Source organism: Rhodoplanes elegans, assembly GCF_016653355.1.
Lineage (GTDB): Bacteria > Pseudomonadota > Alphaproteobacteria > Rhizobiales > Xanthobacteraceae > Rhodoplanes > Rhodoplanes elegans.
Genome location: NZ_NHSK01000121.1, coordinates 1 through 15171 on the forward strand (window position 1 = coordinate 1; position 15171 = coordinate 15171).

A 15171-nucleotide genomic window follows, 5' to 3' on the forward strand; every position below is an offset into this window, starting at 1 on the left:
AAGTGAGCCCATGATGAAGTTCCCTCTCCCCGCGCGGCGGGGAGAGGGAACGGCGGCGCGTGCCGCTAGTCTCGGGCTTTCTTCAGGTGATCGACGACGCGCTTCTTCAGCGCCGCCTGCTCCTCGGGCGTCCAGCGGCGGAAGCCTTCGCCAGACTTCATGCCGAGGCGGCCCTCCTTCACCAGCGTCTCGAGATAGGGCGACGGTCCGGGCCGTGCCTCGATGGCCGGCAGGACGGTCTGGTGGATCGCCAGCGTCAAATCCGTGCCGACCAGATCCGCGTTCTCCAAGGGACCGAGCACGGCGAGGCGGCGGCCGAAGCTCGCCTTGATCACGGTGTCGACCGTCTCGGCGTCGCAGATGCCGTGCTCGACGAGCGACACCGCCTCGCGCCACAAGGCATGTTGAAGGCGGTTGCCGACGAAACCCGGGACGTCCTTCTTCACATGCACGGGCGTCTTGCCGGCGCCTTCGTGCAGCGCCATCGTGAACGCGATGGTCGCGTCCGACGTCCACTCGGTGCCGATCACCTCGACGAGCGGCACCAGGAAGGGCGGGTTCCACCAGTGCGTCCCGACGGCGCGCTCGCGGCGCGTCAGGTTCCGCATGATCTCGGTGATCGGGATCACCGAGGTGTTGCTGGCGAGGACCGCGCCCGCCGGCGCCGCGGCTTCCACCTCGGCGAACAGCTTGCGCTTCAGCTCGAGGTTCTCGGACGCCGCCTCGACGACGAAGTCGGCGTCACGGACCGCCTCGGCGAGGCTCTCGACCGGGCGGATGCGCCGCACCGCCGAGACGTCCTCGCCGAGGTCGATCAGGTTCGCCTCGACGCGGGAGAGCGCGCTCGCCAGCGTCGGCGCGTGCGCGTCGGTGATCGTGACGCTGTGTCCGGCGAGGGCGAACACCTGGGCGATGCCGTGCCCCATCATGCCGGCCCCGATGACGGCGATGCGCACCGATTGCGCTGGCGCGGGCGAGCTCCCGGTCGTGCTCATGGATCAGCCCGCCGTGTAGCCGCCGTCGGCGTAGAGGATGTGCCCGGTGTAGAAGTCGGACGCCGCCGAGGCGAGGAAGAGCAGGGGGCCGGCGAGATCGGAGGGCTCGCCGAGCCGGCCCTTCGGCACGCGGGCCAGGAAGGCCGGGCGGACGCCGCGCGCTTTCTCGGTGTCCTCGTACATCCACGCCGTCAGGGCCGAGCGGAAGACCGTCGGGGCGATGGCGTTGACCGTGATGCCGGTCGGGCCGAGTTCGCAGCCGAGCGCCTTGGTGATGCCGTCGACGGCGGACTTCGAGGCACAGTAGGCCGTGTAGCCGGCCGGGTGGCCGAGGAGGCCGCGGGCCGACGACATCAGGATGATCTTGCCGCCGTCGCCCTGCGCCAACATCTGCCGCGACGCGGAGCGCGCCATCAGCCACGACTGGGTGACGTTGGCGTCCATGACGTCCTCGAAGCGGTCGGGCGTCATGTCGCCGATCTTGGCGACGTCGTTCTTGCCGGAGCCGACGACCAGGATGTCGAGCCGGCCGAAGGTCTCGACCGCGGCGGCCACGATGGCGTCGCAGTTCTTCTCGTTGCTGGGGCGCAGCCCCACCGCCTTCACCTCGGCGCCGAGTGCCTTGCACGCGTCCGCCACCTTGTCGAGCTCGGCGATGTTGCCGGCCGCGATGACCAGCTTCGCGCCGGCGCCGGCCAGCACCTTGGCGGCGAGTGCGCCGAACGCGCCCGAGGCGCCGGTGACGATCGCGGTCTTGCCGCGCACGTCGAACAACGACAGCGGGTTCTTCAGGAAGTCCTCGGACATGATGCGTCCTCCTTGGACGACGCTCCCGGCGGGGAGCACCGGTCGCCGCAGGCGGAAGGCGTCGCGGCGCATTCTCGCGCCGAAAAACCCTCCGCCGCCGCGACGTCTCGTTCGGGCGGCGCGCATCGAGCGGTCCCGCTCCGCCCTCGTCCTGAGGAGGCCGCTAAGCGGCCGTTTCGAAGGGCGAGGGCGGCCACATGGTTCGAGACGCGGCCTGCGGCCGCTCCTCACCATGAGGGGGAAGTCCGTCCGGTCGTGCGCGCCGTATCGGCTCAGGCCTTGGGGGCGGCGACCGCCACCAGGATGGTGCAGACCTCGTTGCCGCGGTTGATGATCTCGCGGCTCTCGTTGGGCGCGATCGTGCAGGCGTCCATCGGCTTCAGCACCGTCTCCTTGCCGTCGACGATGACGGTGAGCTCGCCGGCCAGAACGAAGTAGACCTTCTCGGGCGGCGAGGCGTCGGGACCGGCGCCGCCGCCGGGGAGGAAGTGCGAGATGCCGACCACCACGCCGGTGGTGCCGCCGGCCTCGGCCCCGAACACCCGCAGCGGCATGCAGCCGCGGTGGTTCGGCGCGTCGTAGGTTTTCAGCTCGGAGAAGCGACGGACCTGCATCAGAAGCGCTCCCCGGACTCGATGCGATACGTGCCCTTGGGGTCGGCCATCGCGACCAGCCGGATGATGCAGCCGTCGCCGCGTTCCCAGCGCCAAGGGAACATCGCGAAGGTGCAGCGCCGGCCCGTGACCTTGTCGATCTCGCCGCCGACGTTCTCGATGCCGAGAATGCCGTTCTTGAACAGGATGCGATGCACCGGCTCCCACTCCGGGAAATCGTCCTTCCAGTCGCGCCCGCCCGACCACTGCTTGTACTCGGCGGCGAGGTGCGGATGGATCGGCCCGTTGCGGTGCGGGCCGATGGCGGTGGCCAGCGGGTGGTCGTTGGCCTGGGTGTCGTGGCCGACGACCTTCACTTTCTTCTCGACGAACCACTCGCCGGCCGACTTCACGAAGCCCGGCGAGCGGCAGAAATAGTCCTCGCTGTCCTCGTACTTCTCGTGCCAGCCGGTGTTGACGATGACCACGTCGCGCGGACGCACGAGCTTGCCGGCGGCCTTCTCGAGGTCGTCGTAGCCGATCTGCTCCCACTGCTTCTTCGGGATCGAGACGACGATGCCCGAGCCGAAGAAGTGCGGCAGCGGCACCTCGTCCATGAACGGCGTCCCCTCGACCACGTGGGCCGGCGCGTCGATATGGGTGGTGTGGTGCATGCTGGTCGTGATGCGCTGCGACAGCACGCCCGACTTCGCCATGTAGTGGATGCGCTCGATCTGGACGTCCTGGAAGTACGGCCAGTTCGGCTTCTGCAGGCCGAACGGATGGGAGAGGTCGTAGAACTCGAGACCCATCGAGTTCTCCAGATTGCCTTCCAGCGTCACGCCTCGGATCACCGGCATCGCTCGTCTCCTGTGTGAGAGTTTGACATCGTAATGGCCCGCAATGTGAGACGTCTGTACTGTATAGTGGTCAATCTGGTCAACGCACCTCGTCATGCAGCCGTGGCGCGGCAGCTCGCCGCGCGAAGCAGCCGGCCGTCCGAGCGAGGGCCGGGCAGGCATGATCGCGATTGCGGAAGCGCTTGGCAGATGCGGCTTTCGCCGCGCCGCCCGGCGATCGCAGCGCCGGCCCGGACGCGCCTCGATGTACCGACATGCGGAACCGACGTAGCTCTACCTAAGTAGTCGTCCTGGGGATGATCGAGCTGTCTCGACTGGCGGCGGGCGCGTGGGTCGCGGTCTCAAAAACCTGAAAACTGCGCCGAGGCGCAGATTCGTGCGGACACCGACCGGATCTGATCAGATACGGCCGATGCGCCGGCCGAGGCCCCCGAGTCTCTCGGGGATGTCCTGCAATTCGGTACAGCAGAGCATGCCAAAGGGCGGATAGGTGTTCATGCGGAGGGCCCCGCATTGTCAGCTCCACGGACCGCGCGACCCGGTCATGTCGCGCTGCACATGCCGAGAAAGAACAATCTGATAAGAACAATCGAGGGCGTTTCGAACGGCTCGTGGTGCACTGCGGTCGCTGCATCGCAAACAAACTCGGAGGCTCGTCTCGGCCGATCCCGCCTTGCTGAAAAAACCACTATCTGATACGGCCGAACCGTAATGTAGGACACTGCGGAGGCTGGTCCCGGCCCGCAATCCCTTCCGGACCTCCGCTCCGACCGACGAACGACGGACAAACGGAGCTTCCCTTTGGTCAAGAAGATCGCTCTCGAAGAGCATGCTCTCTGCCCGAGCCTCGCCGAGTATTGGCACCCCACCGTGGCGGACGTCCCGGCGGTGGTGCGGGACCGCCTCCTCGATGCGCTGACCGATTTCGGCGACCGCCGGCTCGCGTCGATGGACCGGGCCGGAATCGCCAAGTCGGTGATCGGCATCGCCGGACCCGGCGTGCAGGTGGAGACCGACACGGCCCGCGCCATCGCCAAGGCGAAGGCCTCGAACGACTTTCTGGCGACCGAGGTCGCCAAGCAGCCGAGCCGCTACGCCGGCTTCGCGCATCTACCGCTGCAGGACGCGGCGGCCGCCGCCGACGAGCTGCAGCGCTGCGTCGAGCAACTGAACTTCCGCGGCGCGATGGTGAACGGCCACACGCTCGGCCGTTATCTCGACGATGCCGCCTACGCGCCGTTCTGGGAACGGGCCGCGGCGCTGAACACCTGGATCTATCTCCACCCGGCCGATCCGGTCGCCACCATGCCGTCGCTCGCCGGCACCTACGGACTCAAGCGCGCCACCTGGGAGTGGGGCGTCGAGACCGGCACGCATGCCCTGCGGCTGGTCTTCGGCGGCGTGTTCGACCGTCATCCGGGCGCCCGGCTGATGCTCGGCCATCTCGGCGAGACGCTGCCCTATCTGCTGTGGCGGCTCGACAGCCGCGCGCAGCTGTACGGCGTGAAGCTGCCGCAGCCGCCGTCCTTCTACATCAAGCGCAACATCGCGGTGACGACCTCGGGCATGTGCTCGGCCGAGCCGCTCGCCTGCGCGCTCGCCGCGCTCGGCAACGACCGGGTCTGCTTCGCCTCCGACCATCCGTTCGAGGACGCCGGCGAGGCCGGTCATTTCCTCGATGCGGTGGCGCTGCCCGAGGAGGTCCGCGTCGCGGTCGCCTCCGGCAATGCCGCGACGCTGCTCGGCCTCTCCTGATCGCGCCTCGCACCCAGGATCAAGACCATGCTCAAGAACCCGTGGTGGGTCGTCGTCGGTGCCGTGCTCGGCCTGCTGGTCGGCAACGGTGCCATCATGCACTTCACGTTCGGCGTGCTGCTGAAGCCGATCGGCGAGGAGTTCGGCTGGAGCCGCGGCACCGTGTCGATGGCGATGGTGATCGGTCTCGTCTGCACCGGCCTGATGACGCCGCTGGTCGGCATTCTCGTCGACCGCTACGGCATCCGCCGCGTCGCGCTGCCGTTCATCACCCTGTTCGCCCTGATCGTCGCGGCCGCCTCGCTCACACCCGCCGTGCCGGCTGTGTTCATCGCCATCTACGGTCTGATGGGGCTGGCCGCCGCCGGACAGACGCCGCTGATCTACTCGAAGTCGATCGTCGCGACCTTCGACGACCGGCGCGGCCTCGCTCTCGGTATCGCCATGGCGGGCGTCGGTCTCGGCGTCGCGCTCGTGCCGCAGTTCACCCAGGCGTTGATCGGCGTCGTCGGCTGGCGCGGCGCCTATGTCGGGCTCGGCATCATCACGGTGCTGTTCGCCGTTCCGGCCGTCGCCTTCCTGGTGCGCGAGCCGGATCGCGCGCTCGCCGCCGTCACCGGAGAGGCGCCCAAGGTGCTGCCCGGCCTGACCGGTCGCGAGGCCCTGAAGACGAAGTATTTTTGGCTCCTCGTCGTGCCGTTCTTCGCGCTCGCCATGGCCGCCAACGGCACCATCACGCATGTCGTGCCGCTGCTGACCGACCGCGGCGTCTCCCCGCAGATGGCGACGACGGCGCTGTCGATGGCCGGGCTCTCGCTGATCGCCGGGCGTCTGCTCGCCGGCTGGCTGCTCGACCGCATGTTCGCGCCCTACGTGGCGGTGGTGTTCATCGTGACGCCGCTCATCGGCATCATGCTCCTGATGTCGACCCACGACACGACGATGGCGACGGTCGCCACCATCCTGATGGGGCTCGGCATCGGTGCCGAGGTGGACCTGATCGCCTTCTTCATCTCGCGCTATCTCGGCCTGCGCAGCTTCGGCGAGATCTACGGCTACCTGTTCGCCATCTTCATGCTGGCGAACGGCATCGGCCCCTTCGTCATGGGCGTCAGCTTCGACAAGGCCGGCTCTTACGTCCCGGTGCTCTGGGTGTTCGCCGGCGGGCTCGTACTCGCCGCGGCGCTGATCCTGATGATGGGTCCTTACGTCTATCCGTCCAAGCAGGACCTCGCCCGGCGCAAGCTCGCCGTGCAGGAGGCCTGACGGATCGTCGGAGGGCCGGCCATTCTGCCGGCCCTCCGGTTCACGGCCTCGGGGCGTACCCGGGGCCGTCTCTCCCCCACGTGATCCCGTAACGCACGGCCGGATCGTGATCCGATCGTCGTCTCCGCGCGCCTTTCTTGCGCACGGCGCCGAGCCTGGGTCGCCCCGTGCCGCCATCGCCGGGAACCACGCGGGTCTGTTCTCGCGACCTGGAGTGCAACACGATGACGATCGAGACCGGAACGGCGGCCCGGGCCACACGTGCCGCCACGGGTGGACTGCCCGTCAAATGGCGGGTCCTGATCAGCGGGTTCATGAGCTACGCGTTCGACGCGCTGGACTTCATGATCCTCGCGATGTCGCTGCCCCTGATCATCAAGGAGCTCGACATCACCATGGCGGACGCCGGCCTGCTCGGCACGGCGACGCTGCTCGGTGTCGGCATCTCGTCGGTCGCCATGGGTTGGTTCGCCGACAACTACGGCCGCAAGACGGCCCTGATGGTCGGCATCGCGATCTTCGGCCTGTTCACGGCGGCGATCGGTCTCGCCCAGGGCTATTACTCGATCATGGTGCTGCGCTTCATCGCCGGCCTCGGCCTCGGCGGCATCTGGGGCGTCATCGCCGCCTATATCAGCGAAACCTGGCCGTCACATCAGAGCGGGCGGGCCGCGTCCTTCGTGTTCTCGTCCTGGCCGATCGGCTTCGGCTCGGCGGCGTTGCTCGCCGGCTTCATCCTGCCGCGTTACGGCTGGCGGGTGTTGTTCTTCTGCGGCGCGGTCGCGCTGGTCGCGGTCGCCTACACGTATTTCTTCGTGCCGGAATCGGAAACCTGGAAGAAGGCCAAGGCCGAGCGCGAGGCCGGCGGCGGCGCCAAGGCCTCGGTCGGCATCGGCGAGATCTTCGCGCCCGAGGTGTTGCGCTACACCATCGTCGGCACCCTGTCGGCGAGCTTCGCGCTGATCGCCTACTGGGGCGTCAACACCTGGGTGCCGACCTTCCTGGTCAAGGAGCGCGGCATGGCGATAGGCGACATGTCGATGTTCATCGTCATGCTCAACGTCGGCATGTTCCTCGGCTATCAGCTCTTCGGCTTCCTGGCCGACAAGATCGGCGGTAAGAACGCCCTGATCCTCAACTTCATCGGCGCCACCATCATGGTCCCGATCTACGCCTTCGCCGAGAGCACGACGCTGCTGTTCTGGCTCGGCCCGGTGATGGCGCTGTTCTTCTCCTATGCGGGAATCTTCGGCTCCTACTTCGCCAAGCTCTACCCGCTGCGGATCAGGAGCCTCGGCTCCGGCTTCTGCTTCGACGTCGGCCGCGGCATCTCGGCCTTCGCGCCGTTCCTGCTCGGCCAGATCGCCGCGCATTACAGCCTGGCGGTCGGCATCTCGCTGTGCGGCGCGAGCTTCGCGCTCGCCGGCCTGATGGTGCTGCTGCTGCCGGACACGCGAAAGCGCGCGGTCGAGGACTGAGGGCAGGGCGCCCCGGTTTGACGACGGAAAGGCGAAAGGCCGCTCACCAGCGGCCTTTTTCGTGTGCTTCAGGACGTCATGCCTGGAGGGCGCGGTGTGGTCGCTCAGGCGGCCGCCGCCTCGAGCTGGCTCTCCACCGCGTGCTTGGTGGCGAGCAGGCGCTCGGCGATCGCGGCCTCGTGGTCGACGAAGCGCTGGGCCGGGACCGGCACCGAGATCGCCACGTAGTTGCCGAGCGTGTCGCGCAGCACCACCCCGGCCGCGCATACGCCGACCGTGTGCTCCTCGCGATCGAACGCGACGCCGGAGCGGCGGACGCGCCGCAGGTCCTGCACGAGGCTGTCGAGGCTGGTCAGCGTGTGCGGAGTGCGGGCCGGATAGGAGCGGCCGATGAGCTGCTCGATCGCGTCGTTGCCGAGCTGAGCCAGATAGGCCTTGCCGTTCGCCGTGCAGTAGAGCGGGAACGTCTCGCCGACCGCCGAGACGGTGCGCAGCCGCTGCGAGCCGACCACCTGGTCGATGAACACCATGCCGTCGCGCCTGACGGCGGCGAGGTCGACGGTCTCGCGCAGCTCGTTCGACAGGCGGAGCAGATAGGGGCGGCACAGCGAGACGAAGTCGCTCTGCACCGAGGCGGCGAGCCGCAGCAGCGTCGGCCCGAGTCGCACCCGGCCGTTCGGCGAGGCGGCGATCAGGAGCTTCTCGGCTTCGAGCGCGGCGACGATGCGCTGCACGGTCGAGCGCGCGAGATCGACCCGCTGCGCGATCTGTCCGAGGCTCAGCCCGGCCGGCTGATCCTCCAGGGCGCGCAGAATGGCGGCCGCACGGGTGATGACCTGCACGGGCCCACGTTCGCCGTTCGGAGCGTCCTCGCGGGTCTTCATCGCTGGAAAATCCTGTACGCTCCGGCCGCTTTCCGGGTGGAGCAGTTGGCTCACAATACGGTACAGATAACGATCGTGCAATTTGTGCGCTCGCCGGGCACGCTTGCGTCGATGGAATGGCTTCGCCCCACCGGGCACCACGCGCGTGCCGACCGGAAGGTCGGAGCCGCCGCGCGGTCCAGCCGGTGAATCACGTCTCGGCTGCGGCGATCACGGGTTTCCTGGACTCGCGACCGGGCGCGGGCTCGCCCGCGTCGAGCGTCTGCCCGGCGAGCTCGGCCGTCCTGAGCAGATGGCGGTTGAGGAGGTCGACGGCGGTCTCGGCGTCGCGGGCGAGCGCCGCCTCCATGATGAGGCGGTGCTCGTCGTGCTGTCGGACCTGCCGGGTCGTCGGCTTGACCAGCCGCCGGTAACGGTCGCCGAGGTCGAAGAGCTGCTCGCAATAGCCCAGCAGGAACGACGAGCCGCAAGCGCTGAGCAGGCTCGCGTGAAACTCACGATGCGCGGCGTCGTTCATCTCGGCGCTGCGGGCGGGATCGAGCCCGGGCGCATCGACGGCGACGCGGGCGAGGCGATGATAGGCGAGCACCACGCGCTCCTCCCACGCCGTGTCGCCGCGCGCGATCGACTGACGAAGCCCGAGCTCGTTCAGCCAGCAGCGTGTGACCGTGATCTCCTCCAGCTCCGCCTTGCTGAGCGGCGCGACCGTGAACCCGCACAGATCCGTCTGCCGGGCGAGACCGTCGCGCGACAGCCGGTTCAATGCCTCGCGGATCGGGCTGAAGCCGACGCCGTAGCGTTCGCACAGCTGACGGATGCGGAGCTGGCTGCCGGGCGACAGCGCACCGGCGATGATGTCGCGGCGCAGGCTGCCATAGGTCGCCGAAGCGAGCGTCTCGCCGGCGCGCCGGCTTTTCGGATCGAATTTCCGTCGGGTCATGGGTCGTCTGATCGAGCACGGGATGTCGGCGCGGTCCTGGCGACAGCGCCGACCGGCAGCAAGCGGCATCTTGGAGGCATTCGGCTGCGGCGGCAACACGTCGGCGGGTATGTGCGAACACGCTACGCACTTCAACGGATTGTCGAGCATCGATACGAAAGTATGAAATGTTCGAACATCGAGGACGATTTGAACGCGAGCCTCGCAAGGGCCACAACGATGGCCATCCGCGGTGACGGGCCGAGACCTTCGGCGTCCCTTTCGGGTGTCGAGGCCACGATCCGAACGCCGGCGGGTCTGCTGCCGCCTTTGCTCGCCTGCTCCCCCGCACGACCCAAAGCCCCCGCCTGAGCCCCGACCTCGCACGAGACCCGTGCGGGGCCCGTTCGACGATGTCGTCGCACCGACCAGGACCCTGTCCCGGCCGAACGACGGCGCATGCAATCAAGGGTGGTCGATATGGCCCACTTCCGCGTGGCGGCGCCGAGAACGCTCGACGAAGCGTTCTCGCTGCTGTCCTCCCATGGACACGACGCCAAGCTGGTCGCCGGCGGAACCGATGTGCTGATCCACATCCGGGCCGGAAAGTCCGCACCGAAGCTCCTCGTGCTGCTCTCGCGGATCGGCGAGCTCGACGACGAGATCCGGGTGACCGAGACCGGCATCCGCATCGGCGCGCTGGCGCGGTTGAGCGACGTCGTTCGCCATCCTGTCGTGAGCGCGCGGTTCACCGCGCTCGCCGAGGCCGCCGAGCAGATCGGCTCCGAGCAGATCCGCAATCGCGGCACCGTCTGCGGGAACGTCGGCAACGCCTCGCCGGCCGGCGACACGCTGCCGCCCCTCTACACCTTCGACGCGGTCGTGAATCTCGTCGCGCCGGGCGGCCGCCGGGCCGTGCCGATCGCCGCCTTCGTGCGCGGCCCCGGCAGGACCGATCTCGCGCCCGGCGAGCTGATCGAGAGCATCGACTGCCCGTTCCCGCCGGAGGGCGGGGGGTCGGGCTACATCAAGCTGGCGCGCCGCGCCGGCATCGACATCTCCACGGTCGGCGCCGCCGCGCTGGTGTGCGGTGACACGGTCCGCCTGGCGATGGGCGCCGTCGGCCCGACGCCGATCCGCGCCGGCGCGGCCGAGCTGCTGCTCGGCGCCGGCCTGCGCGACGAGGCGGCCTTCGACCGCGGCATCGCCGCGGCAGCGGCGGCGACTACTCCGATCTCCGACATTCGCGCCTCCCGCGACTATCGCCTGGCCATGGTCCAGGTCCTCGCCCGCGAGGCGATCCGGGTGTCGCAGCAGCGTTCCACGACCAAAGAGCGGGTGCAGGCATGACCGCGGACACGTTCGACATCGGGTTCACCCTGAACGGGCAGGCGAAGACAATCGCGGTGCGCACCGACGCCATGCTGGCCGACGTTCTCAGAAACGACCTCGGCCTGCTCGGCACCAAGATCAGTTGCAACGAGGGCGAATGCGGCGCCTGCACGGTGCTGATCGACGGCCGCGCGGCGAACTCATGCATCGTGCTGGCCGTCGAGGTCGACGGCTGCGATGTCGTGACCATCGAGGGCATCGCGGATGGCGGCACGCTGCATCCGATCCAGGAGGCGTTCATCGCGGAAGGCGCCGTTCACTGCGGCTACTGCACGCCCGGCATGATCCTCTCGACCAAGGCGCTGCTCGATCACGTCCCGGAGCCGGACACGGCGGAGATCCGCAAGGCCCTCGAAGGCAATCTGTGCCGCTGCACCGGCTACAACCGCATCCTGAAGGCCGTCGGCCGCGCGGCGGCGACGCTGCGGGACGTCTCGTCTCGGGCCGCCACGTCGCAGGCCGGGGAGTGACGCCGATGGACATCGTTGGAAAGAGCGTTCTGCGCGCCGACGCCCGCAACAAGGTCACCGGGGCGCACGACTTCGCCATCGACGGACAGGTGTCCGGCATGCTGTGGGCGCGGCTCGTGCGCTCGCCGCTCGGCCACGCCAGCATCCGCGGGATCGATCGCGCCGCGGCGCTCGCCGTGCCCGGCGTCGTCGCCGTGCTGGCCGGCGACGACATCACCGGGCCGATGCCGCTCTATGGATCCGTGATCGCCGACCAGCCGCTGCTGGCCGACGGGGTCTGCCGCTATCACGGCGAGCCCGTCGCGGTGGTGCTCGCCGACACCGACGAGGCGGCGCTCGCCGGCGTGGCGAAGGTCGGGCTCGATCTGGAGGAGCGTCAGGCCGTCACGTCGGTCGCGGCGGCGCTGGCGGCCGACGCGCCGTTGGTGCACCAGGCGACCGGATCGAACGTCCACAAGGAGTACAATTACGCCTGGGGCGACGTCGCCGCGGCGGAACCGGAATGCAGCTTCGTCGTCGAGGACACCTACACGTTCCCGATGATCCATCACTTCGCGCTCGAGCCGTTCTCGGTGATCGCCGCGCCGGACAACGGCGGCGTGATGATCCGCAGCCCGGTCCAGCACCCGTTCCTGCTCCGCCGCGTCGTCGCCGACTGCCTCGGGATGGAGCTGTCGCGCATCCGCGTGGTGGCGACCAGCATCGGCGGTGGCTTCGGCTCGAAGGGCTACGCCAAGTACGAGCCGCTCGCCGCCTATCTGGCGCTGCGGCTCGGGCGCGCCGTCAAGATCACGACGACGCTCGACGAGGCCTTCGTGACGGCCCGGCGCCTCTCCGCGACCGTCCACATGAAGACCGGCTTCGCGGCCGACGGCCGCATCCTCCTTCAGAAGGTCGAGGCCGACTATCTGATGGGCGCCTATGCGGATGCCGGCCCGCGCATCACCCAGAAGGCCGCCTATGTGAGCTGCGGCCCGTATCGCATCCCGAACCTGAAGACGGTCGCGCGCGCCCTCTACTCCAACACGACGCCGAGCACGGCGGCGCGCGGTTTCGGCATGCCGCCCCTGAACTTCGCGCTCGAAACCCAGATGCAGATCGCGGCGAAGCGGCTCGGCATCGACCCGGTGGAGATCCGGCTGCGCAATCTCGTGCGCAAGGGCGAGACGCTCGTGCCCGGCGACATCCCGGCCGACGGCGAGTGGAGCGAAGGCCTGAAACGGTGCGCCGACATGATCGGCTGGAACGATCCGCTGCCGGCCGGCACCGGGCGCGGCATCAGCATCGGGATCAAGAACCCGATCCCCGGCTCGGTCTCCAACGCCGTCGTCAAGCTGCATCCCGACAACAGCCTCACGGTCGCGGTCGGGACCTCCGAGATGGGGCAGGGCGCCTGCACGGTGCTGGCCCAGATCGCCTCGGAGGAGCTCGGCATCCCGATGGAGCGCATCACCATGATCATGGGCGACACCGCCGCGACGCCGTTCGACGTCGCGACGGCGGGCAGCCGCTCGACCGTGACCATGGGGCGTGCCGTCCAGTCGGCCTGCAAGGACGTGATTTCTCAGGTCGAGGCGATGGGGCGGGAGCTCGGCCTGCTCGACGCCGACGAGCCGCTCGCGGTCCGTCGTGGGGTCGTGTCGGACGGTCGGAACAGCCTGTCACTCAACGATATCTTCACCCGCTACTTCTCCAAGACGCAGGGCGAGGTGGTCGGGCGCGGCATCTATCGCGGCCAGGTCGTCGCCGGCCATCCGCTCGGTGGGCTCTCCGACTTCTGGGAGGTCATCTTCATCGCCGTGAAGGCCAAGGTGGATCCGGCGACCGGCAGGGTCTCGATCCTGAAGATGATCAACGTCAGCGACATCGGCAAGGCGATCAACCCGCTGCACTGCAAGTCGCAGGAGGAGGGCGGCGCGATGATGGGCCTCGGCCACGCCCTGATGGAGCAGATGCTCTACGACGAACGCGGACGCCTGAGAAACGGCAGCCCGCTCGATTATCGCATCCCGACCACGATGGACATCCCGTGGGAGATGGACAGCTCGCTGGTCGAGAATCAGGACGGCGCCGGGCCGTTCGGTGCCAAAGGCATCGGCGAGAGCGGCGCCATCACGGCGGCGGCGGCGATCGCCGCCGCCGTCGGCGACGCGACCGGCGTCGTCTTCAAGGAGCTTCCGATCACCTCGGAACGGGTCTGGGCAGCCCTGTCGGCTGCCGAAGCGTAGTGCATCGCTCCAGGCGAGCGATGGGGAACGAGAGAGACGTCGCGATACGAGCTTCACTCCGGGACGACAGGAGTTTTCAACATGAGCATACAGCCTCTCGATCACGTGCCGGCGACCACCGCCGCGCCGACGGCGGCACCCTCGCGTGACGCCAGCTTCGCCGAGATCTTCGCCTCTTTCCGCGAAGCCTTCTCCAGCAAGGGCCTCCTGCTGATGGGCCTGTTCGCGGCGTGGCTGTTCGACGCCATGGACGCGACCATCTACGCCTATGCGGTCCCGTCGATCATCAAGGACCTCAACGTCACGATGGCGGAAGCCTTCAGCGTGGTGTCGGTGTTTCTCGCCTCCACGGCGATCGGCGGCATCGTGATCGCCAGCATCGGCGACAAGATCGGCCGCAAGCCGACCGTGCTGCTGTCGGTCGCCCTCTACGGCATCTTCAACTTCATGTGCGGCACCGCCGAATCGATCACCGAGCTCAGCATCTATCGCGGGCTGGTCGGCTTCGGCCTCGGCGGCCTGTGGCCCGCCGCCATGGCGCTGGTGTCGGAGATCTGGCCCGCCAAGAGCCGTGGCATGGCGGTCGGCGTCCTGCAGACCGGGTGGACGTTCGGCCTGCTCACCGCGGCGCTGTTCGCCTTCACGATCATCCCGTCCTACGGCTGGCGCTGGATGTTCTACGCGACCGTGGCGCCCGTGATCCTCACCTTCTTCCTGGTACTGTTCTTCGTCAAGGAATCGCCGGTCTGGCAGGCCAAGCGCCAGGAGCAGAAGACGCGGCCCGTCGCGTCGGCCGGAGGCATCACGATCCTGCAGCTCTTCAACCGGGCGAACCGGCGCAACACGTTGCTCGGGCTCGGTGTCTCGATCTTCGGCATGTACGGCTGGTGGACTTTGTTCACCTTCCTCCCGACCTATATCGACAAGACCCTGAACGTCGGCATCACCAAGGGCGCCGAGTTCATGATTTGGACCAGCATCGGGGCGTTCTTCGGCTACCTGCTGTTCGGCGCCTTCGCCGACCGTGTCGGGCGCCGGCCGACCTTCGCCGTGTTCTTCGTCGCGATGGGCATCATGATCACGGTGTTCATCTACACGGTGACTTCGACGGGTCTCACCTATCTGCCGTTCGTCGGCATCGCGCTCGGCTTCTTCACCGGCTACTACAGCGGCTATGGCGCGCTGTTCTCCGAGCTGTATTCGACCGAGGTGCGCGCGACCGGAGCGGGCTTCCTCTACAACGGCGGCCGCGCCGCCGTGTTCGTCGGCCCGATGATCATCACCTATCTGATCCCGAAAGTCGGCTTCAGCCTGGCGATCAACTCCGCCGCGCTCGCCTTCGTGGTGGCGGCCGTGTTCGTCCTGCTGATGAAGGAGACGAAGGGCATCGAGATCGCCACGCTCGACAAGCGGTCCTGATCTTCGGCGCCGCATCCCGGCGCCGCCGGGCGCGACACGACATCCGGCTCGCCCGCTCTCCTCCCGGATCGGGCGAGCCGGGTTCGACCACGGTCGGACAACCAT

General features: G+C 68.4%; 13 protein-coding genes. 7 read left to right on the forward strand and 6 right to left on the reverse strand.

The genetic code is table 11. The features are described 5' to 3' along the window. Positions 1–65: 65 nt before the first annotated feature. From CCR97_RS15920 to CCR97_RS15935, 4 genes are all read right to left on the reverse strand, one after another. Complete coding sequence (locus CCR97_RS15920; protein ID WP_111356931.1) at positions 66–995, reverse strand: 3-hydroxyacyl-CoA dehydrogenase family protein; 930 nt, start codon at positions 993–995, stop codon at positions 66–68. A gap of 3 nt (positions 996–998) precedes the next feature. Beyond that, positions 999–1802 (reverse strand): SDR family NAD(P)-dependent oxidoreductase, encoded by an 804-nt coding sequence (locus CCR97_RS15925; RefSeq protein WP_111356943.1) that lies wholly within the window; start codon positions 1800–1802, stop codon positions 999–1001. A 272-nt stretch (positions 1803–2074) separates the two neighbouring features. Beyond that, entirely contained in the window at positions 2075–2416 is a 342-nt protein-coding gene (locus tag CCR97_RS15930; RefSeq protein ID WP_111356932.1) for a cupin domain-containing protein, read from the reverse strand. Further along, a complete protein-coding gene (locus CCR97_RS15935; RefSeq protein ID WP_111356933.1) occupies positions 2416–3255 on the reverse strand; it encodes a cyclase family protein in 840 nt (279 codons plus the stop codon). The genes CCR97_RS15930 and CCR97_RS15935 overlap by 1 nt, the downstream gene beginning before the upstream one ends. Before the next feature lie 801 nt (positions 3256–4056). Here CCR97_RS15935 and CCR97_RS15940 point away from each other — a divergent pair. The 3 genes from CCR97_RS15940 (at position 4057) to CCR97_RS15950 (ending at position 7754) form a co-directional block, all read left to right on the forward strand. Continuing rightward, complete coding sequence (locus tag CCR97_RS15940) at positions 4057–5010, forward strand: amidohydrolase family protein (RefSeq protein ID WP_111356934.1); 954 nt, start codon at positions 4057–4059, stop codon at positions 5008–5010. Between the two features lie 27 nt (positions 5011–5037). Further along, positions 5038–6276, forward strand: a complete 1239-nt coding sequence (locus CCR97_RS15945) for an MFS transporter (protein ID WP_111356935.1) — start codon at positions 5038–5040, stop codon at positions 6274–6276. A 224-nt stretch (positions 6277–6500) separates the two neighbouring features. Beyond that, a complete protein-coding gene (locus CCR97_RS15950) occupies positions 6501–7754 on the forward strand; it encodes an MFS transporter (RefSeq protein WP_111356936.1) in 1254 nt (417 codons plus the stop codon). Between the two features lie 104 nt (positions 7755–7858). Here the strand turns inward: CCR97_RS15950 and CCR97_RS15955 are convergent, their stop codons facing one another. Next, positions 7859–8638: an IclR family transcriptional regulator gene (locus CCR97_RS15955; RefSeq protein WP_111356937.1), complete on the reverse strand. Its 780-nt coding sequence runs from the start codon at positions 8636–8638 to the stop codon at positions 7859–7861. A gap of 190 nt (positions 8639–8828) precedes the next feature. Further along, entirely contained in the window at positions 8829–9578 is a 750-nt protein-coding gene (locus CCR97_RS15960) for a GntR family transcriptional regulator (RefSeq protein WP_170145798.1), read from the reverse strand. A gap of 459 nt (positions 9579–10037) precedes the next feature. On the opposite strand from CCR97_RS15960, the gene CCR97_RS15965 reads away from it, so the two are divergent. The 4 genes from CCR97_RS15965 (at position 10038) to CCR97_RS15980 (ending at position 15066) form a co-directional block, all read left to right on the forward strand. Then, positions 10038–10907: an FAD binding domain-containing protein gene (locus CCR97_RS15965; protein WP_170145799.1), complete on the forward strand. Its 870-nt coding sequence runs from the start codon at positions 10038–10040 to the stop codon at positions 10905–10907. Then, positions 10904–11419 carry a (2Fe-2S)-binding protein gene (locus CCR97_RS15970; RefSeq protein ID WP_111356940.1) on the forward strand — a complete coding sequence of 172 codons (516 nt, stop codon included), beginning with the start codon at positions 10904–10906 and terminating at the stop codon, positions 11417–11419. The genes CCR97_RS15965 and CCR97_RS15970 overlap by 4 nt, the downstream gene beginning before the upstream one ends. Positions 11420–11424: 5 nt before the next feature. Further along, a complete protein-coding gene (locus CCR97_RS15975) occupies positions 11425–13647 on the forward strand; it encodes a xanthine dehydrogenase family protein molybdopterin-binding subunit (RefSeq protein ID WP_111356941.1) in 2223 nt (740 codons plus the stop codon). A gap of 81 nt (positions 13648–13728) precedes the next feature. Then, positions 13729–15066 carry an MFS transporter gene (locus CCR97_RS15980; RefSeq protein ID WP_111356942.1) on the forward strand — a complete coding sequence of 446 codons (1338 nt, stop codon included), beginning with the start codon at positions 13729–13731 and terminating at the stop codon, positions 15064–15066. The last annotated feature ends 105 nt before the right edge of the window (positions 15067–15171 follow it).

Coding starts and splice junctions, on each gene's coding strand:
- CCR97_RS15920 (WP_111356931.1), bottom strand. CDS start 995: ATGAGCACGACCGGGAGCTCGCCCGCGCCAGCGCAATCGGTGCGCATC.
- CCR97_RS15925 (WP_111356943.1), bottom strand. CDS start 1,802: ATGTCCGAGGACTTCCTGAAGAACCCGCTGTCGTTGTTCGACGTGCGC.
- CCR97_RS15930 (WP_111356932.1), bottom strand. CDS start 2,416: ATGCAGGTCCGTCGCTTCTCCGAGCTGAAAACCTACGACGCGCCGAAC.
- CCR97_RS15935 (WP_111356933.1), bottom strand. CDS start 3,255: ATGCCGGTGATCCGAGGCGTGACGCTGGAAGGCAATCTGGAGAACTCG.
- CCR97_RS15945 (WP_111356935.1), top strand. CDS start 5,038: ATGCTCAAGAACCCGTGGTGGGTCGTCGTCGGTGCCGTGCTCGGCCTG.
- CCR97_RS15950 (WP_111356936.1), top strand. CDS start 6,501: ATGACGATCGAGACCGGAACGGCGGCCCGGGCCACACGTGCCGCCACG.
- CCR97_RS15955 (WP_111356937.1), bottom strand. CDS start 8,638: ATGAAGACCCGCGAGGACGCTCCGAACGGCGAACGTGGGCCCGTGCAG.
- CCR97_RS15960 (WP_170145798.1), bottom strand. CDS start 9,578: ATGACCCGACGGAAATTCGATCCGAAAAGCCGGCGCGCCGGCGAGACG.
- CCR97_RS15965 (WP_170145799.1), top strand. CDS start 10,038: ATGGCCCACTTCCGCGTGGCGGCGCCGAGAACGCTCGACGAAGCGTTC.
- CCR97_RS15970 (WP_111356940.1), top strand. CDS start 10,904: ATGACCGCGGACACGTTCGACATCGGGTTCACCCTGAACGGGCAGGCG.
- CCR97_RS15975 (WP_111356941.1), top strand. CDS start 11,425: ATGGACATCGTTGGAAAGAGCGTTCTGCGCGCCGACGCCCGCAACAAG.
- CCR97_RS15980 (WP_111356942.1), top strand. CDS start 13,729: ATGAGCATACAGCCTCTCGATCACGTGCCGGCGACCACCGCCGCGCCG.